The organism is Agrobacterium sp. A3-95 (assembly GCF_053521785.1).
In genome coordinates, this window is record NZ_JBNWDR010000014.1 from 51,984 (window position 1) to 74,615 (window position 22,632).

Sequence of the window (22,632 nt, forward strand, 5' to 3'; positions counted from 1 at the left end):
TCTCCTGATCACATCGCGCCGTCGTAGGCGACATAGGTCATCATCCCCGTCGCCATATGATAAAGGTGATGGCAATGAAGCGGCCATCGGCCAGGATTGATCGTGTCGAACTCTACGGCGACTTCTGCCATCGGAGTGAGAAGGACGGTGTCGCGAACGGCTCCCGCGACATCCTCGCCATTGATGCGCACAACCTGGAAATGGTGCCCGTGGAGATGCATCGGGTGCGCCATCATGGACATGTTCCGCATGGTCAGGCGAACTCGCTTGTCCTTGGAGACGTCCAGTGGCACGGAGGAAGCAATGTTCCAGGTGTAGGCAGCCATGTCACCTGTCAGGTCAACCGCGAACTGATGGTCTGGAGTCCGCGCGGAAAGAGGTGTCTTCGCACGGAGCTTCTGCTCGAGCCCGAGGTCGAGAACGGGACCCGCCTTCGAGGCGTTGGTGCCGATCTTTCCGACGATTCCGTTCTTGGTCGCGAGGACGATCCCCGTCTGCTCTGTCGCGCCCTCGCGTAGCGCAAGGATCGGATACGAACCTGGACCTGTAGGAAGCTCCAACCGGATGTCGAGGCGCTGGCCCATGGAGATGGGGAAGCGGCTTGCTTTTATCGGCACTACATCTTTCCCATCCACGCCGATCAGGCTACCGACGATGCCGCCAATATCGATCGTGAACGAGGTCGCCGTCGCTCCGTTTATGATGCGCAGGCGGATGCGACCGCCCTTATCGATCCTGACGACTTCAGGATCGTCGAGAGTGCGGTCGTTGGCGAGATATGCGTCGTATTCGATATCGTTCAGGTCAGGCGACGACATTCCCTCTTTTGGCATGCTCATCGTCGACATATCTGTCATTGGCATCTGGTGACCCTGCATGTTCGTCATCATCTGCATCATGCCCTGCTGGCCTGACTGAATGCCGCTGTGTATGGAACTGCCGCCCTGCAAGGCCTCCAGCAATTCCTCAGGAGATTTGAACGAGAAGTCATGGAGGAGTACCACGACTTCCTGTTCATCGCGCGCCCGGTCCTCGGTTGTCCGGACGATCAACGGTGCTGCAAGCAGGCTCTGCTCCTGCAGAGTGTGAGCGTGCATCCAATGGGTGCCACCAGTGCCGACCGGGAAGTTGTAGTTCCGGCTGTCTTTGGCCATGAGTAGCGTGGCCGGATTTTCCGGAACGCCATCCATGGTCCACGGCGGCGTCAGACCGTGCCAGTGGATGAGGGTGTCCTCGGATGTCTCGTTGAGAAGGCGGACGTTGAAATCAGAACCCGCGTCTAAAATGAGACCGGGCCGGTCGTTGCGGTCTACGAGCCCGAAAACGCTGGCGGCCCTGCCGTTCACATCCAGAGTTCTCTTGCCGATGATGAGGTCCACGGGCGTGGAGTTTGCAAGCGCGCTGGATGAGTTGATGATGGGCGAGACCGCTGCCGCACCTGCGGCCAGAGTCTTCAGAAATTGACGGCGATACATGTTATGCCTCTCTATCCTTGTCTGTACGTAGACAATACTTGTGGTGGATTTCTGCTGAAAGCGGACAAGTTCATCAGACGGCGGACTGCGGAGGCTTGAGACCGGGTGAGGGCGCTCTCCCGACTAGGGGAGCCTGCAAATCCGAAGTTTGGGCCAGCAGGAACGAGACGGATGAAGACGCCGTCGGCGACGGGATGATCAGCAGGCAGACGGCGCAGATGCTGCTGCAGCAAGCCTGATCGCCGAGGGCCGCTTTTGCTTTCGAATGGTGGTCATCGTTGTGGGATTGCCAGACGGAGTTGCTGGCCACGTTGGAACATGACTGGTGCGCTGCATGGGAGGCGGGCGCGCTGAAGAGAACGGCGACCGCGATCAGCGCGACGCATATCCTCAAAATCAGCGGTGAAAGCTTCCGCAGGTTCATCTCGCTTAGCCCAGTTGTGCTCGGGAACAAGCTACCGCTCCACAATACGCTTGCGTTGATCTTCATCAAGTGAGGATCGGAGATTTGCGAAGAAAGCGTCTCCGATCCTTGAAAGCGGGCGCAGGTCACATCGCGTGAGCGCCGACAAGGCCGATTGAGGCTGTAGCCATCCAGACAGCCATCGCGATCATCATCAGGTTCTCAGTCAGCGAGATGAAACCCAACGGGACATTGCTGGAGCCACCGACGCAAGCGCACTTAAGTTCCCGCCTGTCGATGTACACTGCCTTAATCACCGAGACGGCACCGACGGTGCCGATGAAGAGGGCGAGAGGGACCGAAATCCAGTTGAGGGCTCCAGCCACCATCAGGATGCCAGCCAGCCCTTCCGCATAAGGATAGATGTAGCTGTACGGGACCCACCGCTTCGCGAGCAGGTCATAGTTCAGGAACATGGTGGCAAACGTTTCAACGTTCTGAAGCTTGAGCAGTGCGAGCACCACCATCGAGAATGCGATGAACCATTCTGCTGACTTCAGCGTGAACGCATCGCCGCTGACGGCGTAGCTCGCCGCCATCGCGGTAAGCGCAGTCATGCTGAAGAGCGCAATAACCGGGCGGTAGGTCGTTGCCTTCGGATCGACCACCTTTTTCCCGAGAAATCTGCGCAGGTCGTCATGTCCGCCGATGCGCCTGCCGTCGATGAACACTTGCGGCGTAGTCGCGACATCGTGCTCCTTCTTGAACGCCTCAGTTTCTTCACGTGTCTCCAGGTGGTGGTCTTCGACCTCGTACCCGGCCCGTTCCAGGAGGTACTTTGCCTTCAGCCCGTAAGGGCATGTATGGCCAGGCATCACCATGCGATGGATGACCGCCTTTTTCGTGTTTTGAACCTTGTCCAACATTTCACGTCTCCTTGTCTTGTGAAACCGTTGGCATGACCATACGTTCCGTACCGTGGTACGGAGTCAACAGCCTATGGATATAACGATCGGAAAACTTGCGACGGCTGGAAACGTGGGGGTCGAGACCATCCGCTTCTACCAGCGGCGTGGTCTGCTGACGACGCCGAGGAAACATGTCGGTGTTCGGCATTATGGAGAGGACGACTTGCGCCGTCTCAGATTCATACGGCAGGCGCAGACCGCGGGCTTCACGCTTGAGGAGATCAAGGAACTCCTGGATCTCGATGCGGGAGACGACCGGGAGGCAGCGCGGAAGCTTGCTAAAGTCCGGCTCGAAGCTCTTGATGCCCGTATAGCCGAACTGGATCAGGCAAGGAACGCGCTCAAGCGGCTTGTTGGCGAGTGCGCATCCGGAAAGACCGGGCCCTGTCCGATCTTGTCGTCTTTCGGCATCTGACGCTAGGCGTTCACTTCGGCCTGACCGCAAGGTAGACATATGGCGCAGATCCATCCCTCGGGAGCGCTATGACATCGTAGGATGCCCCTGGATCGGTGCCCATCCCAAGCGATCCCTTCGGCATCCCTGCGACGGCCAGACCCGAGAGCGCGGGTTTTTCCGCCAGCAGTTTCTGGGCGGCTTCCAGAGGCACGTGTCCCTCCAGGAAGTAGCCTTCCACCATTGCCGTATGACATCCTTGCAAAGAGGCGGGGATACTCAGCTTCCTTTTAACCGCATCCATGTTGTCCTCGTTCCTAAGATCGACCGAGAACCCCGCATCCCCGAATGCGGAAGCCCAGGCTTCACAGCAGCCGCAGTCTGGGTCCTTGTGGACGATCAGCTCGGGCATGCTGGCCACAGCCGCGCCCGGGAGAAGCGCCGCCGACGCGGCCATGCAGATGAATTCCCTACGTTTCATGATCTCTTTCCTCTCTGCCTCCGCAATATGCAGCCGCTAACTAGAAGCGGAAATTCTGTCGCGAAGCCGAGCCATGTGTTATGCTCTGATTATGGTACCGGGAGGTGCCCATGTGCCGCATCTGTGTTCTAGTCGCCGCAGTCGCCACCGTCACCTCGGGCGCGCAAGCCCAGGAACGTCAGCCGTTCCATATTGCTAGATTTTCCGACAGCCGGACCATTGGTCTCGCAATAACGTCATCGATAACTCCGACCGACACACAATACGATTTCGAAGTCGGTATAGGTCTCACTGAGACATCTCCAGGTGGGGAGATACTCTTCGTTGACCACGGAATGCATTCAGTCCGTGTGCGATGCGAGGCGCCCGGTGTCGTAGAGGTCGGCGGCTTCAACCATTTCATGCCAACGCCCAGTTCGTCGGGAAATTGGATGCAGGATCTTTGGAGGTCGCTATGCCAAACTCCATCTTCATGATCTGTTCTGTCGTAAACTCCAAGATCTTATAAAAAGAAACAAGGTATTTTTGCAGCTGAGATTTTTACGGGAACCGTGCGCTTAGCGAGTCTGCTTGGTATTAAAATTCAAGTCTAAATAGGCGATATCGATTAGTTCCTTGCGTCCATTAAGCCGCACCTTTTCTTTTCGTAACCACTGAGCGGATTTTTGTGCGCCGGGTACTTGATCTAGAACGATTGTGGAAACGACGAGAGGTGATTGAAGGTCCTTGGCAACAATATCTAGCCTCTTTGCAACATTCACAGGATCACCCATCACAGTAAACTCATCATGGAAACCACTTTCAAGAACTCCGCCTAAGACCGTCCCGTAGTGGAGACCAATTCCTGTAGCAAGCGCTGGCAGGCCTTGCTCAATATTCGCCATACGCCATTCGTGGAGTGCGCCAACTAGTTTCATTGCGCAAGCTAGTGCCCGGCTTACGTCATCTGGTTGCGATTTCGGCTGACCAAAGACGGCCATAACACCGTCTCCGATGAACTTGTCGACAGTACCACCGTAGGCGAATACTGTACCGGCCACGATACGTCGGTATTCCGAAAGGACCTTTGCTAATTCTTGCGCAGTTGCTGTTTCCGAATATCGGGTGAAGTCTCGAACATCGACGAACATGATAGCTGCGTTCCGACGCTCTAGATCCAGAACAGCACTTGCATTCTCAAGATCGGATACGACGGTGGGCGAGAAAAAACGAGACAGATTCATTCGTCGTTCGTCAATCATTAGGGCATGCCTGCAAGTTCGATCGTAATCTAAGGCGAGTAGAATGAGCGCCAAAGCCGTAAAACCGAAGCTGGTAGTAAGAATAAATTCCTGGTTGAAAAGATTGTCTAGTAGCATAAGCGGTGTACTAGACTGATGCCTGGATGCCATTATTGCAAGCATACTAAGCCATGTTGTAGAAACGATCGTCGAGAACAAAACTATGAGGCGAACATCGAGCTTGAGCGCTGTATGATTTAGAAGAATGAATGCAATAACTAGGCTCGACGTCGTGAGACCATGATTGGCGTTTATTGGGTTTGCTAAAATGTGCTCGTAAAGGACAACCGTCACTAACAACGCATCAAGAATGACAAAGACTGCGTTCAGGCGCCGGTTCGCGGGTAATCGAGTCGCGGCAATGACAGAGGCGACGCTAACGCCAAGGTACGATGAGCTGACGATCATATTAAAGGCGAAGCTGGTTTGATTTTCACCGACGATCAAATTCGCGATCAAAATTGAAAGGGCTACAAATCTTAGCGAAGCGGACCGAAGCTCATGCATCGCCTCGCGATCTTTAGGCGGTGTCCTTGGGGTCATCTTACTTTTTCTACGAATGAGTAGGAAATTGTACTGAATGGGCCACCGCCACATCTCACTCATGTAACCTCAAACGACTAAACAAGCTGGAAGGAGACCACTTCGTCCTTCTAGGCATAATCTAAATCGATCAACTCAAATCGACCGAAGTCGTTACGGCGGCTGTCGAGGAAATTCGACTGAATGACAAGCCTTCCTTGGAAGAAACTGCCAGGAACTCTGAAACCGTGATCGAATTTGAACGAGTCGTTCCAGCCCGCGTAGAGGAAAAATTTTCGATCTGAAGCGCCACATAGAGCCGACGTGAGCATTCGAACCGTCTTCTTCTCTGGGGGTCGATTGAGTTTAGTGAAGGTCGCGCAGATCAGAAGTAGAGGAACAGACTTTACAATTCTTGGCGATCCAATAATTGCAACATCTCCGTAGTGTGCGGATATATATTTATGTATCGGTGAGCTAATTCTGCGCGCCAATTGCTCTGCCGTCACTGTCACGCCAGTCTGTGAACCCGCATTCGTGCGTGCAATACAAGCCGCCGCGATCTCATCCACGGTTTCATTTATTGTGACATCGCTCTGTTTGGATGTGCGAAGGTTTGTGTGAAGACCTATGTAGGCAGGGAGCTGAGTAGATTCCTCTAAGCACAGATGCCGACGGTTGAGATAAGAGGCTCTTTCGTTCGCGTAGGTGTAGAACACAGCGATGCCTTCGTACTCGAGCGTATCGCGCATTGTCTTGTAGAGCTTACCCGCCACTTTGACGCCCCTGAATTCGGGTGAAACAAAAAGATCAACGAGCTCGGCGGCTTGAACAGAGCGACCAGCCAGGCACAAAGTTTTAGAAAAACTCACAAGTTGACCAATTTTGATCCCGTCCGTGAAAGCAGAGATTATAGTGACGCGGTCATATCCGCTCTTGTACGCCCAAGAAAACCTCTCTGATGAGAGTTCTGGTCCAATTCTCCCGAACGCTTGATAAGCCAAATGGGACGTCATCCGACCGTCGAACTCGTTCAAGGTCTCAGCTCTTACTTCAATGTTCATAGGGCACCGCCATCATGTCGGCGCGGCCTCGCAGAGGAGACCGCACCACGTCGAGGGAGCTAAACGACTCTTTTCACTTCACCTGCGTGACCGTCAGCTTGCCGTTGACGCGCTCAGCCACGAACTGAACCTTCGCGCCTTCCTTAAGCTTTGCCAGCAGCGCATCGTCCGTGACTTGGAAGACCATGGTCATCGCAGGCATTTCGAGGTTTTTCAGTTCCTCGTGAATGAGCGTGACCTTCTTCGTCTTAGCGTCGATCTTCTTGACGGTGCCATTCGTGAATTCCTGGGCGAACGCGCCGGCTGCGGAGGAGAGGGCGATGGCAGCAGCGAGAGCGATCTTGAAAATGGTTTTCATTTGTAAGATTCCTCTTCAGATTACTTGGAGACAGCTACGTCGCCGTGCATTCCGGCGTCGTAATGTCCGGGAACGAGACAGGCGATTTTGAACACGCCGTCGTTGGTGAACTTCCAGACGATCTCGCCGGACTTGCCCGCGGCGAGACGTATCGCGTTCGGATCGTCATGCTCCATTTCCGGGAACTTTTCCATAACGGCCTTGTGCTCCATGACTTTGTCTTCCTGATCAAGAACGAACTCGTGGTCTAATTCACCTTCGTTCTTAATCGTAAAGCGGACGGTCTGACCCTTGCGGACCTTAAAGTTGGCTGGAGTGAAGATCATCTTGCCGTCTGGTGTTTCCTTCATACTAACACGGATGGTCTGCGTGACCTTGGACTTGTCGCCCGGTTCGCCAACTGCCATTTCGCCGTGGCCGCCTTCGTGCGAGCCGGACGCGAAAGCCGGGGTGGCAAGAGCCGTGGCCAGCAGGAGGCCGATGAGTGCGTTCTTCATTTGGTTTTCCTTTGGTTGTTTAGGGAACTTGTCTTCAGCCGTGGTTCGAATGCTTCGACGGCGGCTGCGTCTTCGCGTCTTTTGCCTTGGTTGCGTCAGGCACGCTGCCCGTCCACTCCCATGCCTGCGTGCCCGGCGGGTTCTCGTACCAGCCCGGATCGGTGTAATCGCCCGCCGAGATGCCTTCGCGGACCTTCACTACGGAGAACATGCCGCCCATCTCGATGGGGCCGTGCGGGCCCCAGCCAGTCATCATGGGAACGGTGTTCTCCGGGATTTCCATCGACATCTCGCCCATGTCGGCCATGCCTGCGGTACCCATCGGCATGTATTCCGGGCGGAACTGTCGGATCTTCTTGGCGACTTCCTTCTTGTCGACCCCGATGAAGGTCGGGATCTCGTGGCCCATCGCGTTCATCGTGTGATGCGACTTGTGGCAATGGATGGCCCAGTCGCCCAGATACTTCGCGTCGAACTCGTAGGCGCGCATTGCCCCGACAGGGATGTCGATCGAGACTTCCGGCCAGCGGGCTTCGGGCCGCACCCACCCGCCATCGGTGCAGGTCACCTCGAAGTCGTACCCGTGCATGTGGATTGGATGGTTGGTCATGGTCAGGTTGCCGACGCGTACGCGGACCCGGTCGTTCTTTGACACCACGAGTGGGTCAATGCCGGGGAATACCCGACTGTTCCAGGTCCACAGGTTAAAGTCGGTCATTTCCATGACCCGCGGCACATACGAGCCGGGATCGATGTCAAACGCACTCAGGAGGAAAACGAAGTCCCGGTCAACGGGCATGAACGCTGGATCCTTGGGATGGACAACGAAGAAGCCCATCATGCCCATCGCCATCTGCACCATTTCGTCGGAATGCGGGTGGTACATGAAGGTGCCCGACTTCACGAGATCGAACTCGTAGACAAACGTCTTGCCGACCGGGATGTGTGGTTGTGACAGACCGCCGACCCCGTCCATGCCTGATGGCAGGATCATGCCGTGCCAGTGGACAGAGGTGTGCTCGGGAAGCTTGTTGGTCACGAAGATCCGGACGCGGTCGCCCTCGACGGCCTCGATGGTCGGACCCGGTGACTGGCCGTTATAGCCCCAAAGGTAGGCAGTCATGCCCTCGGCCATTTCACGCTCGACGGGTTCAGCTACGAGATGGAATTCCTTGACGCCGTTGTTCATACGGAATGGTAGTGTCCATCCGTTGAGGGTCACGACCGGATTGTAATCCGGCCCGACAGAAGGCTTCACGGGTTTCTGGGTCGCCGGCGAATCCATCACGGCTGCTTCCGGCAGGCCCATGTTCGTTGTCTGGCTCCAGGATTGGGATGAGACGAGGGCGGCCGAGGCAGCGCCCGCTCCGAGCAATTGTCTTCTGCTGAACATTCTCGTTTCCTTTCTCAGTGACCGCCCGCTGGCGCTGCTTCGGCCGACGCGACCTCAGTCTCGGCCGAAGCCGATCCCGTGCTGCCGCCGTAGATGACGGGAGCGAGGTTCGCCTCGGCGAGCCAGAAGTCGCGTTTCGCGTTGACGGCCAAAATGGTGGAGGTGATCTTGTCGCGAGTGTCCGAGATGAGCTCGAAAGTGCTGGTGATCATACCGTTGTAGTTAAGCATTGATTGCTGCTCGATCGCGCTACGCAACGGCAGGACATTGTTGCGATAATGCCGGGCGATGTCATAGTTCGACCTGTAGGCGACATATGCCGAGCGTGCCTCCGACCGGACGTTGACTGCGAGCTGTGCCAACTGGTTTGCCGTCCGCATGTACGAGAGTTCGCCCTTGCGTAGGCGCGCCTGACCTGAATCGAAGATCGGGATAGTGAACTCAAGCGCGGCCGTCTTCGCGATGTCGGATAAGATCTTGCCATCCTCTCGCTCGCGTTCCTTTTCCCAGGTGCCGACAAGCTCGATATCTGTAACGATACGCGTGGCATTCGTCAGGTCGTAGGACTTCGCTGTCGCCTGAAGCTCAAGACGGGAGACCTGAAGATCCATCCGCTTGTGGATGGCCTCGGCTTCGATATCGTCGCGCTTGATCAATGCCTTCGGCAGGTTGGGCAGACGGTTCGGGATCTGGAAGTCGGTGTCCGAGCCTGACAGGCCCATCAGCCGGACGAGCTCTTCTTTTGCCAGCTTCGCCTCCAGCCGGGCTTTGGCGGTGTCGCCCGTCAGCTCCGCATAGAAGACATGCTCGCGCGCCTGCTCGCCCTTGGGCATCGAACCAGCCTCGCCGATTTTCTTTGCAAGCTCGGAGGAAGCGTCGGCGGCAATTTTCGCCTGGTTTAGGTAGGCGACGTTCTCCCACGCGGCGACGGCGCTTATCCATGCACGGCGAGTCTCTGCGGCGAGCGAGATGGTGGCGATTGCTGCCTTGAGCTGCGCCTGTCTGAAACGGTTGTCGGCAAGCTTGATGTTGCGGTCATAGGTCGCCAATGCCAGAATATTGGTGGCAACGGCGCCTTCAAGAACCCGGTAGGCCTCGAGACCCGGCGTACCGATGCCGGATAGCCCGACCGAGAATGTCGGAAACACCGATAACTGCGTTTGCCATGCGTCTGCGGCGCTGTCACCGAGATCGGCATAGGAGGCTTGGAGCCCTTTGTTGTTCAGAAGGGCGACCTGGACGGCCGTCTCAACATCGATGGTCTTCTTCGCCATCAGCGCCTTCACCCGGTCACGCGTTGCCTGGGCCTGTTTCTGGTTCTGGATCCAAACGGTCTGCTTGGCCGTGGCCTCGCCGCTCTTCGCAGAAGCGTTCGCAAACCCAGCGTCAACTGCCGAGTAGTCGGTCGTCACACAGCCCGCGGCGACGAGAGGAAGTGCGATGGCAGACATCAGTTTGATCGATCTAAGCGTCATCGCGTTCAACCCTTCTTCGGAGCCTGGGCGTCATTAAGACCGCGCCAGGGCTTGGGATCAGTCGGGAGGCGTTGAGTGTAGCCGCCGATCGGGCTCTGGTACCGGACAGGCTGGGTACCGGACACAGCGTCAGGATTGCCCGACGAAGCTACGACTTCAGGCAGAGTGGAGGCGCATCCGCTAACTGCAAGCGGTATGGCGACCACCAAAAACATGAGTTTCATGGTGAGAATCCGAGAATTAAGATCGTGTTTGTGCGGCCACGCGACGTCGCGCGGACACACCGCAAGACCCGCCTAGCGGGGGGCTAGTTCTCAGATGTTAGGTGGACGATGAAGGCTCGGAGCTTCGCCTACCGCATTTTTGTCGTCGGCGAACTCATGAACTGAGACCACCCGCGAGTGGCTCAGGGACGAGCCAGTGCAGGTGATAGCGGCGACGCCGCAGTAATCTTTGCAGCAGGAGTTCTTCGTTGTTTCCGAACTGCCGTGCTCGTGCTGGTCGCCATGATCATTCGCTTGGGCCATGGCTCTGTGATCGTCGCCATGGTGTGACGAATGATCGTTCTCCATCTGGGAGATCCGGGGCGGGTTGTCGGGATGCATCGCGGCGTTGACGGCAGTAAAGCTGTAGCCTGCCAGTGACAGTATCATCACCAGTCTGAACAACATTGCCATCGCTTTAGATGTGATTCGATACATCCCGCTCATGCCTTAAGCATCGCTAGAGCCTTCGGGCTTGTCAACCGACCCAGCTCTCAATCATTTTTTTGCACTGTTCGTGTCGCATCGTCAACAATTAGCCCAGATCTGCCCCGATGAATCTGAGAACATCGGGACAGAATGCCCGAGTAGCAGCCCGGCGAATGCGCTCTTTCCATGCCGTTGTTAGGCGGTTCGAACAGGCGCCGATATCTGTCACTATCGTCACCGACTCAGCGGCGATTACGGAGCCTAAGAGCCTCGGCGACCGGATTGGAAATGGATACCGTCCCGTACGTGGCGTTGGTGCGCCGGACGCGGCCATCTGGCAGCACTTCGAAAGTAACAGAGCGGTCCGAGGATGCAACAGCGCTTTCGCCAGGTTGGCCGTGCCCCTGCACGATGCGGTCAACATTGCTCGCCCTGTCGCTCAACGGTCCAGTTGCAAAAGCAGACGGGGCGGTCAATGCTAGTGCAACGAACGCCGCTACGAACTTAATTCTCATTTTGGTCTCCTCGCTTCAACACTGCAGATTGCAGCTTGGAAAAAATAGATCTCAGCAGTGACAGGGGCTTTTCATGAACTTTACATCTTTGTAAGCTGCGGTTTGAAAGTAATCGGCACAGACAACAATCGCAGCTCTCTCTGTGAGGGGCGGGAAGTAATTTTGGGGAGAGAGTTTTAGTACCCGTCTAGATACTCGTACTTATCGAAGCGCCATTGATCCATCTTGCTCATCTGGCGGGCACGCTAGTCCCCCCAGAAAAAGCGAAATTGTACCGGACTGGCCGAAGACTGTTATTCTTGAAGGCCTAATGCATGGAATGACGGCCGTGAACCTGAACATGATGCAGGGTATGATGAAGAAGGATCCTGACGTGTTTCTCGTGCGGGATGATCGCGCGCCACATGTGCGCTATCAGCATGTCCCAGACCGAGCTGAAATATGGCGACAACGCCGATTTCAAAGCTATGAGCTGATTCACAGGTATAAAGACATGCATAGGTACCTGCAGCTCGCTTGAGCGTATGTCTGTTGGCGACGACGGGGTGTTGGCTTGGTCGGCCGACAAAACAGAGAGCCGAAGCAAATACAGTTGAGGGCTTGAAATTAGCCGGAGGGTGGCGGCGTACTTAAGGTGAGATTCCACGAGGGATCGCTCGGTTCGCGCAGCCACTTCACAAACGCCTTCCTGTCGTGCAAGAATAGATCCATGAAGGCACTGATGTTCACCCAACGCATTCTCTGCGCGCTTGCCATGCTTGCGGTCCTCCTGGGACCGGTCAGCGTGACGGCCGCCGCAGCGGCCATGGTTTCATCAGGTCCGATGACGGGCATGGAGATGGCGGATCAGTCTTCGGACGAAGAGGCGATTGCCGACATGCCATGCTGTCCACAAGAGCAGAAACTTGCTGGACCCGACTGCATGAAAGCCTGTCCGCTCGCCCTTGTTTGCTCCACCGTAATCATCGGCAATCTGTCTACGGCCGAAGGCCTGCCTATGATCCACCCGTTATCGATGGCGTTCCCAGGCGTTGCCGAACGGCAATTCGCGTCGGCTCCCGCTGAGCCTCTCCCCAGGCCACCACGCGCCTGAATCACTCTCGCTCGCTGCGTCGATCCGTTCCGCCTCGCGGAGCATTTCGGCGCGTCCAGTTCCTGCGCGCATCCGCGCGTCTTGAGACGTGAAATCATGAAGAAGAGAAACATACCCATGCGAGCGACCGCGGCCGCACTCGCGTTCCTTGCCGTATCCGCAGGCACCGGTCTAGCCGGAGCCGGGGACTACGAATTTCAGCTCATCGCTTCCGAGGTGAAGCATGGGCCGCAGGCCGAAGTGGCCGTCAGACTGGTCGACAAGCAGTCCGGAAACCCTGTCCCCGGCGCGGTCATCTTCACCACCAGGATGGACATGGCTCCTGACGGTATGGAGATGATGACGACTTCGGTTCAGAACCTTCCGGTAAATGAGGCGGGCGTGTATCGCTTCCGCACCAACCTATCGATGGCAGGCGGTTGGCGTTTCAAGGTCGCCGCCAAGGTCCAGGGTAAACCGGAAACAGTCCAAGGCGAAGTTGTCATAAAGGCGCTCCCGTGAAGACTGCCGCATTGCTCCTGTCCGCATGCTCCCTCGCCATCGGGGGCGGGGGAGGATACCTGCTCGGCTCCGGCAGGGTCACCATTCCCGATATCGCCGCTTTCCGATTTCTGATGGCGGAGGCTCCAGCCGCCACCGAAGAAGCCCGGTCTCCAAGCAGTGGTCCCGTTATCTACTATCGGCACCCCGGAGGAGATCCCGCTTGGTCGGCGCAGCCTGCAAAGACATCGGATGGCAGGGATTTCATTCCGGTACGAGCGAGCGAAGATGTCAGCTTCGCGGACACGCCCGAAAGCAGGGGTCCTGAGATTGCCGCGGCCGGAGGCGCTCCGGCGGCAAAACGTAAGATCCTCTTCTACCGCAATCCCATGGGGCTTCCCGACACCTCAAGGGTGCCTAAGAAGGATTCGATGGGGATGGATTACATCCCCGTCTACGAGAGTGAAGCCGATGGTGGTTCAACCGTCCGGGTTCCTCTTGGGAAGCTTCAGCGCACTGGAGTCAGGACTGCCGAAGTCACGATCGAGAAGCTGCCGACCGTGCTACGCGTTCCTGGGATCGTCGTGCTCGATGATCGCCGCATCCATGCGGTGAGCATGCGAACCGACTCCTTCATCGAGGAAGTGGCTGCAGTCACCGCGGGAAGTCGCGTGAAGGCTGGCGAAAGCCTCTTCAGGTTCTACTCGAAGGAAGTTGCGACCGCCGCATCCGAATACGCAAATATCGTGTCCGGAGGTGGCGACACCGCCGGAAGCGCATTGAGACTTCGCAATCTCGGAATGTCCGACCGTGCGATCGAGGCAATCCGCAGGGACCGGAAGGTTCCGCCAAGCATGTCGTTCGACGCGCCGACGGACGGCATCGTCATCGAGCGGGCGACGACCCCAGGGAGCATGGCGGAGCCGGGCAACATCCTGTTCAAGATCGCCGACATGAGTGAGATGTGGATGGTCGCTGACGTGCCCGAAAGCCAGCTCGGTGCTGTTGCAGTCGGAGCGGCAGCAAGCGTGGCCATCAGCGCCAGACCCGGCGTGAAAGTCCGTGGAGACGTCGAACTTGTGGATCCAGAGATCCGCGATCAAACCAGGTCGGCAAAGGTGCGGATCCGGATCCCAAATCCTGATGGCACACTTCTCCCGAACATGTTCGGCACCGTCGAGATCTCGTCCGGACAGCCGGACCCGGTCGTCTCTGTGCCGAACGACGCGATCGTCGACACCGGGCACAGGCGTATCGTTTTCATCGACAAGGGCGAGGGACGGTTCGAGCCGCGCGACATCGAAGTTGGTGTCCGGGCGACGCAGCGAAGCGAGGTGACCGCGGGTCTTTCGGCAGGGGAACGCGTGGTCGTGGCGGCCAACTTCCTCGTCGATGCCGAGAGCAACTTGAACTCTGCCCTGAACGCGCTCGCCGCGGGAGACGCACATCCATGATTTCAAGATTGATTTCCTGGTCGGCGCGAAACCTGCTGCTCGTGTTTGTCAGCGCGTTACTTGTGGCCGCCGGCGGTGTTCACGCACTGCGAACGCTTCCACTCGACGCGATCCCCGACCTCTCCGACGTACAGGTCATCGTCTACACCGAATATCCCGGACAGGCTCCCCAGGTCGTCGAGGACCAAGTCACATATCCGCTTACGAGCTCAATGCTGACGGTGCCGAAGTCCAAGGTCGTCCGGGGCTTCTCATTCTTCGGCGTATCCTTCGTCTACGTGATCTTCGAGGACGGGACTGACCCATACTGGGCGAGGAGCCGTGTGCTCGAATTCCTGAACGCGTCCTCAAGCCGCCTGCCGACAAGCGTTACTCCGACGCTCGGCCCCGATGCCACGGGCGTAGGCTGGGTCTATCAGTATGCGGTGATCGCCAAGGAGATGTCCCTTGCCGAACTCCGCTCTCTGCAGGACTGGATCGTCAAGTTCGCTCTTTCGCGTTCGGAAGGGGTGGCTGAAGTCGCAAGCGTTGGCGGCTTCGTAAAACAGTACTCAATCGTCGTCGATCCGATCAGGTTGAAAGCGCAAAGCATTACACTTGACGAAGTCGCCTCCGCAGTGAAGTCGAGCAACCGGGATGTTGGTGGCCGGACTATCGAGCTGTCCGAGTTCGAATACATGGTTCGCGGCAGAGGATACCTGCAGGGCATCGCAGACATCGAGAACATCGTGCTCAGGTCAGAGATGGGAGTGCCGCTCCGGCTGGCCGACGTGGCAAGAGTCGAAACCGTGCCCGATGAGCGCCGTGGCATCACGGAAATGAATGGCGACGGCGAAGTGGCTGGGGGCATCGTCCTCCAGCGTTATGGGTCGAATGCGCTGACCGTTATCGAGAACACAAAGAGGAACATTGAATCGCTAAAGGCGAGCCTTCCCGATCGGGTCGAGATCGTTCCCGTCTACGACCGCTCGCGGCTGATCGAGGCCGCCATCGAGACACTGAAGGGGACATTGCTCGAGGAGTCGGTCGTCGTCGCGATCGTGACAATCGTCTTCCTGATGCATGTCAGGAGCGCTCTCGTGGCGATTATCATGCTTCCTGTCGGAATCCTGATGGCATTCGCGGCGATGCGGATGCTCGGAATCGGAGCAAACATCATGAGTCTCGGCGGCATCGCCATCGCCATTGGCGCGATGATCGACGCCGCAATCGTGATGATCGAGAACGCCCACAAACATCTCGAACGCGCCCCTCCGGACAAACCGCGTGCGGAAGTCCTGATTGATGCGGCATCCGAAGTAGGCCCGGCTCTGTTTTTCAGCCTCCTCATCATCACGGTTTCCTTCCTACCGATCTTCACCCTTGAATCCCAGGAGGGGCGGCTGTTCGGCCCGCTCGCGTTCACCAAGACGTTCGCGATGGCCGCGGCTGCGATCCTCTCGGTTACGCTCGTGCCAGCGCTCATGGTCGTGTTTGTACGGGGCAGGATCATTCCAGAGCACAGGAACCCTCTGAACCGGATACTCATATGGATCTACCGTCCGGTGATCGCCGGGGTACTTAAGGCCAGAGCGCTGACCATCGTCATCGCACTCGCGGCTCTGGTGGTCACGGTTTGGCCCGCTCGGCAGCTTGGCAGCGAATTCATGCCCGCACTCGACGAGGGGACACTCATGTACATGCCGACCACCTTGCCCGGCCTGTCGGTCACCAAGGCAGCCGAGCTGATGCAGACACAGGACCGGATCATCAAGTCGTTCCCTGAAGTCGAGACCGTGTTCGGCAAGGCGGGCAGAGCGCTGACTGCAACCGACCCTGCTCCAACCGAAATGTTCGAAACCATCATCACCCTGAAGCCGAAGGATCAGTGGAGGCCTGGAATGACAGTCGACACGCTCAGGCGGGAGATGGATGCCGCTCTGCAGTTTCCCGGTGTCTCCAATGCCTGGACGATGCCGATCCGGGCACGCATCGATATGCTGTCGACCGGGATTCGCACTCCAGTCGGCGTGAAGGTATTCGGAACAGATCTCGGAGAGATGGAGAAAGTCGCACGCCGCGTCGAAACAATCCTCAAGAAGGTTGCGGGAACTTCCTCAGCTTATGCCGAACGCGTAATAGGGGGCTACTACCTCGACATCATCCCCGACCGAACGGCGCTCGCGCGTTACGGCCTGATGGTCGACAGCGTTCAGGATGTCGTCGGAATGGCGCTCGGATCAGAGACGCTGACGACGACTGTCGAAGGGCGGGAGCGCTATTCGGTCGCCATCCGCTATCCGCGCGACTACCGCAGCGATCCGCAGGCCATCGGCAGGGATGTCCTCGTCAGCCTTCCGGGCGGCGGAACCGTGCCGCTCGGAAACGTGGCGAAGGTGGAGCTTACCAGAGGAGCGACATCGATCAGGACCGAGAACGGGCAACTTGCGGTCTACGTCTTCGTCGACATCGCGGGCCGCGACCTCGGCGGATATGTGGCTGAGGCAAAGGCCGCAGTCGAAGGCGAGGTCCGTCTGCCTAAAGGATACTCGCTCGGCTGGAGTGGTCAGTTCGAATATCTCGAGCGGGCGAAGGCGCGGCTGGCAATCGTCGTACCTCTTACGCTGGCTCTGATATTCCTGTTGCTCTACCTCAACTTCAGGCGGCTCACTGAGACCCTGATTGTTATGCTCTCGTTGCCATTCGCGCTTGTCGGCGGCATCTGGCTTATGTGGTGGCTCGGCTTCAACATGTCCGTCGCCGTCGCAGTGGGCTTCATCGCGCTGGCAGGCGTGGCGGCCGAAACAGGCGTCATCATGCTCATCTATCTGGATCACGCATTGGCAGAGGAACGACGGCGGTGCGTCGCCGAAGATCGGGAGTTTACGCGTGTGGACCTCAATCGGGCGATCGTTGTCGGAGCGGTCGAGCGCGTTCGCCCGAAGATGATGACGGTTGTCGCCATCATGGCCGGGCTGATACCCATCCTCTGGAGCACAGGTACGGGATCGGAGATAATGCAGAGGATCGCTGTTCCGATGATCGGCGGCATGATGTCGTCGACTGTACTGACGCTTGTCGTCATCCCGGCCGTCTACGCGCTCGCAAAAGGCTGGCGTCTCGGTCACACACAGCGAACCCTGGAGGCGCGTAAATGAGGTGGTGTCGAAGGATAGGCGGGGCCACAACAATCGCGCTCTCTCTTGTTGGCGCGGTAGCCGCCGCGCCAGCCTGGGAGCGCCAGCTCGACATGAAATCCATGGCCGATTCGGCAAGGATCATCGGCGAGCTGTTCGGTGGGAGGAGGCCATACACTCAGACGGAGCTCGGGGAGGCGGCGGAGAACATCCGGGCGCATGCGGGAAGGCGCCTTGTCGAGAGCTTCGGCGGCGGCCAGCAGTCCGACTCGAAGGCGTATATGGAAGTGATTTCATCGTCGGCCGAAGAGTTCGCCAAGCTCGCCCACGATCTCGAAGTCTACGCCGTTGCGCTCACTTCCGCCGCCGACCGCAACCCGAAGGAGCTGGGACCGGACACAAGAATGGGCGGCACGCTGCTCGGAAGCCCATTCGGGCGGAAGGCGGATGCAGATCGGGATGCGGCATCGATACCTGCCGAGCATGCGTATCATCTCATGCTCCAGACATGCACGAGCTGTCATGCGAAGTTTCGAGAGCCGTGATCTGCTAATCCCAAGCATTCAGGATTATCATCGTAGCTGCCAGGGCGCAGGCAAAGGCTAGACCCGCCACCGTGAATGCTTTCCTAGCCTTGCGGCGAACCGCATGCGGCAGTCGCCTACGAAGGGGTCGGCGCCGCGGAGCTCCGACCATTGGGTTAAGGCGGAATGATTTCTTTCGACCTGCCATCAATGGCAATCCTGTTCGAAGATCTCGTTCCCGTCTGAAGTTCCCGTATCAGACAGACTTGTAGGTCGTCGGATAGCCAGCATCGTTGATGGCTGCAGCTATAGCTTCCGGGGAGACCGTAGTCTCGACCTTGGCCTTCTTGGTGTCGACATCTATCATCGAGCTCGCCGCCGGGTCGGCCTGCTCGATAGCCTTCTTGACGGTTCCGGCACAGTGGCCGCAGGTCATGTTCGGAATGTCGAATTCGTACATCTATTTCTCCTGTCGATGGGACCAGATAGAGAGATAGGGATTCCTATTGTAGGAAGGTCAAGGGCAAAGAGAAAATTTCATTTTGCGCTGCTTTTTCCGGACTTAATTTGCACATCCATCGAAATGAAAGACAAAAAGGCGGAAATTTACTCTCGATCTCCGCATAAATGATCGGAGGGCGATTGTGTAGTTGGCGAATAGTCGGTGAAAGTCACCTCCCGAATACGGTGAAGTAAAGATCAATGTCTGAATGCATATGATGCAGCAGCTAGACGTTGGCGATCAAGTGCCGATCTATGCAAGCATCGAAGGCGCTCCAATCCCGCTTCTTGTGATGGCGTCCTGGACCAGGCCCGGGTCTCCGTCGATCAACCCTCAAGGGGTCGGCTAGCAAGCTGCCGCCGCTCCGTCTTCGCCTTCGCGGTGATCGCGACCGTCCCTGTTCCTTTGAGGAGCCATCAGCGGGAATTGGCCCGCTTTCGATGGAGCACCTCACGATGGCACACGATCTCTCTCTCGCCCAGTCTCACGCCTTCCACCTTTGCAACAACCTGATGGTCCCGATCACCCTGTTCAAATCCGGCGACGAATTCGGCGTCCTTCCGTCCGACGAACTCGATGACGAAGACGATCTTGAGATCGTGCACGAATATTTCCCGCGCGGGTCTCATTGAGACCCGCCTTTCTCTGCCGCTGGCGACCTGTCGGCCGCAAGGGAAGCTCCGCCGCAGCGCTCTGCTGCAACTTTTGTCAGTTGCGCACTGCGCCCTTGCCCCCTCCGCTCTTCGCGACGGGACAGAGGTGGCCCGCAGAATGCGGGAATGAAGGAAGGACGGCCGCCGTGCGGCCGAAGAAAACATGAAACGAGAAGAATTGGAGGCGCTGCGCGCCGAGGTCAGTTGTGAAGCCCTACTGGAGCACGCCGGATACGAAATAGATCTGAAAGAAAGCACGCGTCGTGCCGCCAAATACCGGCACGGTGGCAATATCATTATTGTGACCCATGATGGACGAGGCTGGTTCGATCCACTGGGTGACGAGAAGGGTGATGTGTTCGGCCTCGCGATGTTTCTGGAAAAGACCTCGTTCCCAGCTGCCGCGGAAGCTGTCGCAGCGCTGGTCGGGTTTCAGCTTTCCCGTCCGGAATGGCGTCAGTCGGTGCATGCGGTGTCGGACGCGGGTATTGGTGACCGTTGGCGATGCCGGCGCTCGCCTTCGCCCGGATCGGGCGCGTGGCGCTATCTGTCTTGGGAGCGCTCAATCCCGCCTGCCATAGTCCGGCAGGCCATTCGGGAGGGCATCCTGCGGGAAGGACCTTTTGGAAGCATGTGGGCCGCCCACGTTCAGGTTGATGGCAGTGTGGTCGGCTGGGAAGAGCGAGGGTCCGAATGGCGCGGGTTCTCGACTGGAGGCTCCAAGCTCCTGTTCCGGTTGGGTCCGAGTAACGCCAACCGTCTTTGCGTCACCGAGGCCGCGATCGACGCGATGAGCCTCGCAGCGCTGGAGGGTCCGCGCGAGGGAACTCTCTATCTCAGCACCGGCGGCGGGTGGTCACCAGCGACAGATGCTGCACTTTGCGAACTCGCTGTGCGGCCGGGACTGACACTGGTGGCTGCGACGGATGCCAATTGCCAAGGAGACGTCTATGCAGAGCGATTGCGTGCGCTCGCCGAGGCGTCCGGCTGCGACTGGCAGAGGCTACGTCCGCACGCGGACGACTGGAACGAGGTTCTGAAAGCCAAGGAAAAGGAGAGACGGGAAAGGACAATGGAGAAGAAGATGAGGCCTGCCGCATGCGCGCCGGCCGCGTCAAGGGAGGCTTCGCCCGTCCAAGGCCGGCCCTTGACCCGCCCGGACGCGAGGCCGGCCGCTCGGGAGGGGTCATGAAGGACTGAAGAGAATGGTGAGGTCGAAACGACATTGCTGCCTTCGGTCCCCAAACCCCGAAAGGACCAGGCTGATGAGTTCGATATCCCTTCACCGCAAAGTATTTCAAGGTGTGGCCAAACGCGCTGACATGTTCCGGATGTTCGACCGGCACGCCAGGCGCCCAGATCGCTTTGATGGCGATCAGTCGGCCAGCTATGCCGGCGAGTGGTTCGAGATTGACGAGAATTCATACACTTACATGCTCGACATCCTTCCGCCACTCTGGATGCGTGGACCAATCTTTGCGATGCGCGAGTTTATGACCGGTTCCGTGACCTCGGTATTCTACGCGATCCGGATCGACGACGCTGTGCGCTATTTTCATACGTATTGCGACCTCTCCGATCCGAACTCGGTCGAAGCCATGCGCTCGGCGATCATCGACCGGGAAACCCGGCCCGTTCGGTCGATGAGCCGAGAGGAACGGCTCGAGCACATCTGGAGCACGACCGCGGACGACTATCGTGGTTACGCCGGCCCCCGCTGGCCGCAGCCGCTGCAGGGCCATCGCACGATCATGCTTTATGGCGGAAAGGAAGGCAGTTTCCTGAAGCTGCTCGACACGCTGACCGACGAGGAAATCGCGGCCAAGCTGCCGGTACATCTGCGCCACCTCCCCACGGTCCTGGCAGCCTAAGCCGGAACCAATCCCCCCAAATCCGGGCGCTGCAGCCGGTCGAATCCTCGACCGGACGATTTCGCACGCCCGCTTTCCAAAGGAGCCAATATTATGAGCAACGATCCCTTCACTTTAGACATGTTCGGCAGCTCAGCCCTGTCCTCCGGGCTCGGGCTTGGTGTGACCGCGTTTGGCGGTTTCTCTCCCGATGCTGCCAATGATGACGAGCCAGATCCCACTCCGCCCGCATCGGCCCCTGCCCTCCCCGTCATTGCCGCGCCTGTTCGGCGAGTAGTGTCTCGAGCAAACTTCTATCTTGATGGCGACCGCGAGTTGGGCGCCACCTGGAAGGATCGAGCCCGCGCGAATGTCGCGGCAATCCTCGTCGCCGACGGCATTGCCAGGCAGGACCGGCCAGCAACGGGTAAAGAACAGGCGCAGCTGATCCGATTCACCGGTTTCGGCGCCGGCGAGCTGGCCAACGGCATGTTCCGCCGTCCGGGCGAGGTCGATTTCCGCAAGGGCTGGGACGAGCTCGGTTCCTCGCTCGAAACAGCGGTCTCCGACGAAGACTATGCGTCGCTCGCCCGCTGCACCCAATATGCGCATTTCACTCCGGAGTTCATCATCCGGGCGATCTGGGCCGGGGTTCAGAGGCTCGGCTGGCGCGGTGGCCGGGTGCTCGAACCCGGTATTGGCACGGGCCTGTTTCCTGCCTTGATGCCGGAGCGTTTTCGCGACGCCGCCTATGTGACCGGCATCGAGCTTGATCCGATCACGGCGCGTATCGTCGGTCTGCTGCAGCCGAAGGCCCGGATCATCAATGGCGACTTCGCCCGCACCGATCTGGCGCCGATCTACGATCTCGCGATCGGCAATCCGCCCTTCTCCGATCGCACCGTCCGCTCTGACCGCGCTTATCGGTCGCTCGGCCTTCGCCTGCACGACTATTTTATTGCGCGTTCAATAGATCTGCTGAAGCCCGGCGCGCTCGCCGCCTTCGTCACCTCGCATGGGACGATGGACAAGGCCGACCCGGCCCCGCGGGAGCATATCGCCAAATCCGCCGACCTGATCGCCGCGATCCGTCTGCCAGAAGGCAGCTTCCGCCGCGACGCCGGCACGGATGTCGTCGTCGATATCCTGTTCTTCCGGAAGCGAAAGCTCGGGGAGCCGGAAGGCGACCAGCTGTGGCTTGATGTTGATGAAGTCAGGGCAGCCATTGACGATGAAGGTGCGATCCGCGTCAACAGGTGGTTCGCCCGGCACCCCGACTTCGTACTCGGCACGCACGCGCTGACCTCGGGGCCGTTCGGCGAGACCTATACGTGCCGGCCACACGGGGTTAGAACAAGAGCAGTCCGAAATCGTACGCTAAGGACGAACGGAATGAGAACTTACGCGGCGTTCCTTAGCCTAGCCGGAAGGCGGAGCGATCGA

General features: G+C 58.2%; 23 protein-coding genes and 2 pseudogenes. 12 read left to right on the plus strand and 13 right to left on the minus strand.

What is annotated here, in order from left to right; all coding sequences use genetic code 11:
- Nucleotides 1-8 precede the first annotated feature (8 nt).
- Nucleotides 9-1,475, minus strand: a complete 1,467-nt coding sequence (locus ACQZ5Y_RS26455) for a multicopper oxidase family protein (protein ID WP_174051741.1) — start codon at nt 1,473-1,475, stop codon at nt 9-11.
- 299 nt (nt 1,476-1,774) lie between these two features.
- Here ACQZ5Y_RS26455 and ACQZ5Y_RS26460 point away from each other — a divergent pair, with 299 nt between their 5' ends.
- Nucleotides 1,775-1,972, plus strand: a complete 198-nt coding sequence (locus ACQZ5Y_RS26460; RefSeq protein ID WP_174060312.1) for a hypothetical protein — start codon at nt 1,775-1,777, stop codon at nt 1,970-1,972.
- A 52-nt stretch (nt 1,973-2,024) separates the two neighbouring features.
- On the opposite strand, the gene ACQZ5Y_RS26465 is transcribed toward ACQZ5Y_RS26460, so the two are convergent.
- Nucleotides 2,025-2,804, minus strand: coding sequence for a MauE/DoxX family redox-associated membrane protein (locus tag ACQZ5Y_RS26465; protein ID WP_174051739.1), 780 nt, complete (start codon nt 2,802-2,804; stop codon nt 2,025-2,027).
- Nucleotides 2,805-2,877: 73 nt separating this feature from the next.
- Here ACQZ5Y_RS26465 and ACQZ5Y_RS26470 point away from each other — a divergent pair, with 73 nt between their 5' ends.
- On the plus strand, nt 2,878-3,261 hold the full coding sequence (locus ACQZ5Y_RS26470) for a MerR family transcriptional regulator (protein ID WP_236763120.1): 384 nt from the start codon (nt 2,878-2,880) through the stop codon (nt 3,259-3,261).
- Nucleotides 3,262-3,271: 10 nt separating this feature from the next.
- Here ACQZ5Y_RS26470 and ACQZ5Y_RS26475 read toward each other — a convergent pair whose 3' ends face one another.
- From ACQZ5Y_RS26475 to ACQZ5Y_RS26520, 10 genes are all read right to left on the minus strand, one after another.
- Nucleotides 3,272-3,721: a DUF411 domain-containing protein gene (locus ACQZ5Y_RS26475; protein WP_174019155.1), complete on the minus strand. Its 450-nt coding sequence runs from the start codon at nt 3,719-3,721 to the stop codon at nt 3,272-3,274.
- Between the two features lie 557 nt (nt 3,722-4,278).
- Nucleotides 4,279-5,544, minus strand: a complete 1,266-nt coding sequence (locus tag ACQZ5Y_RS26480; protein WP_174019154.1) for an adenylate/guanylate cyclase domain-containing protein — start codon at nt 5,542-5,544, stop codon at nt 4,279-4,281.
- Nucleotides 5,545-5,654: 110 nt separating this feature from the next.
- Nucleotides 5,655-6,587, minus strand: coding sequence for a GNAT family N-acetyltransferase (locus ACQZ5Y_RS26485; protein ID WP_174019153.1), 933 nt, complete (start codon nt 6,585-6,587; stop codon nt 5,655-5,657).
- A 73-nt stretch (nt 6,588-6,660) separates the two neighbouring features.
- Nucleotides 6,661-6,945 (minus strand): copper-binding protein, encoded by a 285-nt coding sequence (locus ACQZ5Y_RS26490; RefSeq protein ID WP_174019152.1) that lies wholly within the window; start codon nt 6,943-6,945, stop codon nt 6,661-6,663.
- 20 nt (nt 6,946-6,965) lie between these two features.
- Nucleotides 6,966-7,442, minus strand: coding sequence for a cupredoxin domain-containing protein (locus tag ACQZ5Y_RS26495; protein WP_174019151.1), 477 nt, complete (start codon nt 7,440-7,442; stop codon nt 6,966-6,968).
- Between the two features lie 34 nt (nt 7,443-7,476).
- Nucleotides 7,477-8,835, minus strand: a complete 1,359-nt coding sequence (locus ACQZ5Y_RS26500; protein ID WP_174019150.1) for a multicopper oxidase family protein — start codon at nt 8,833-8,835, stop codon at nt 7,477-7,479.
- Between the two features lie 14 nt (nt 8,836-8,849).
- The gene (locus tag ACQZ5Y_RS26505; RefSeq protein WP_174019149.1) at nt 8,850-10,310 is read right to left on the minus strand and encodes a TolC family protein; all 1,461 of its coding nucleotides are present in this window, start codon (nt 10,308-10,310) and stop codon (nt 8,850-8,852) included.
- Between the two features lie 5 nt (nt 10,311-10,315).
- Nucleotides 10,316-10,534 (minus strand): hypothetical protein, encoded by a 219-nt coding sequence (locus tag ACQZ5Y_RS26510; protein WP_174019148.1) that lies wholly within the window; start codon nt 10,532-10,534, stop codon nt 10,316-10,318.
- A gap of 90 nt (nt 10,535-10,624) precedes the next feature.
- Nucleotides 10,625-11,020, minus strand: coding sequence for a hypothetical protein (locus ACQZ5Y_RS26515; RefSeq protein ID WP_236763118.1), 396 nt, complete (start codon nt 11,018-11,020; stop codon nt 10,625-10,627).
- A 224-nt stretch (nt 11,021-11,244) separates the two neighbouring features.
- Entirely contained in the window at nt 11,245-11,517 is a 273-nt protein-coding gene (locus ACQZ5Y_RS26520; RefSeq protein WP_174019147.1) for a hypothetical protein, read from the minus strand.
- 310 nt (nt 11,518-11,827) lie between these two features.
- Between ACQZ5Y_RS26520 and ACQZ5Y_RS26525 the strand changes: the two are divergent.
- The 6 genes and pseudogenes from ACQZ5Y_RS26525 to ACQZ5Y_RS26550 all read left to right on the plus strand — a co-directional run.
- Nucleotides 11,828-11,990, plus strand: a pseudogene (locus tag ACQZ5Y_RS26525) (DUF305 domain-containing protein); the annotation flags it as partial.
- Between the two features lie 236 nt (nt 11,991-12,226).
- Nucleotides 12,227-12,610, plus strand: coding sequence for a hypothetical protein (locus ACQZ5Y_RS26530; RefSeq protein ID WP_174019146.1), 384 nt, complete (start codon nt 12,227-12,229; stop codon nt 12,608-12,610).
- 117 nt (nt 12,611-12,727) lie between these two features.
- Nucleotides 12,728-13,111: a FixH family protein gene (locus ACQZ5Y_RS26535; RefSeq protein WP_236763116.1), complete on the plus strand. Its 384-nt coding sequence runs from the start codon at nt 12,728-12,730 to the stop codon at nt 13,109-13,111.
- The gene (locus ACQZ5Y_RS26540; protein ID WP_174019144.1) at nt 13,108-14,544 is read left to right on the plus strand and encodes an efflux RND transporter periplasmic adaptor subunit; all 1,437 of its coding nucleotides are present in this window, start codon (nt 13,108-13,110) and stop codon (nt 14,542-14,544) included. Before ACQZ5Y_RS26535 ends, ACQZ5Y_RS26540 begins: the two co-directional genes overlap by 4 nt.
- Complete coding sequence (locus ACQZ5Y_RS26545) at nt 14,541-17,681, plus strand: efflux RND transporter permease subunit (protein WP_174019143.1); 3,141 nt, start codon at nt 14,541-14,543, stop codon at nt 17,679-17,681. Before ACQZ5Y_RS26540 ends, ACQZ5Y_RS26545 begins: the two co-directional genes overlap by 4 nt.
- Entirely contained in the window at nt 17,678-18,205 is a 528-nt protein-coding gene (locus tag ACQZ5Y_RS26550) for a cytochrome c (protein ID WP_174019142.1), read from the plus strand. The genes ACQZ5Y_RS26545 and ACQZ5Y_RS26550 overlap by 4 nt, the downstream gene beginning before the upstream one ends.
- Nucleotides 18,206-18,440: 235 nt before the next feature.
- Here ACQZ5Y_RS26550 and ACQZ5Y_RS26555 read toward each other — a convergent pair whose 3' ends face one another.
- Nucleotides 18,441-18,644 (minus strand): heavy-metal-associated domain-containing protein, encoded by a 204-nt coding sequence (locus ACQZ5Y_RS26555; protein WP_174019141.1) that lies wholly within the window; start codon nt 18,642-18,644, stop codon nt 18,441-18,443.
- A 497-nt stretch (nt 18,645-19,141) separates the two neighbouring features.
- Between ACQZ5Y_RS26555 and ACQZ5Y_RS26560 the strand changes: the two genes are divergently transcribed.
- The 4 genes and pseudogenes from ACQZ5Y_RS26560 to ACQZ5Y_RS26575 form a co-directional block, all read left to right on the plus strand.
- The gene (locus ACQZ5Y_RS26560) at nt 19,142-19,318 is read left to right on the plus strand and encodes a hypothetical protein (RefSeq protein WP_172977924.1); all 177 of its coding nucleotides are present in this window, start codon (nt 19,142-19,144) and stop codon (nt 19,316-19,318) included.
- Nucleotides 19,319-19,502: 184 nt separating this feature from the next.
- Nucleotides 19,503-20,531 (plus strand): DUF3991 and toprim domain-containing protein, encoded by a 1,029-nt coding sequence (locus ACQZ5Y_RS26565; RefSeq protein WP_174051271.1) that lies wholly within the window; start codon nt 19,503-19,505, stop codon nt 20,529-20,531.
- 73 nt (nt 20,532-20,604) lie between these two features.
- Nucleotides 20,605-21,210, plus strand: a complete 606-nt coding sequence (locus ACQZ5Y_RS26570) for a DUF1419 domain-containing protein (RefSeq protein WP_174019128.1) — start codon at nt 20,605-20,607, stop codon at nt 21,208-21,210.
- 93 nt (nt 21,211-21,303) lie between these two features.
- Nucleotides 21,304-22,632 (plus strand): annotated as a pseudogene (locus ACQZ5Y_RS26575) (lactate dehydrogenase); the annotation flags it as partial.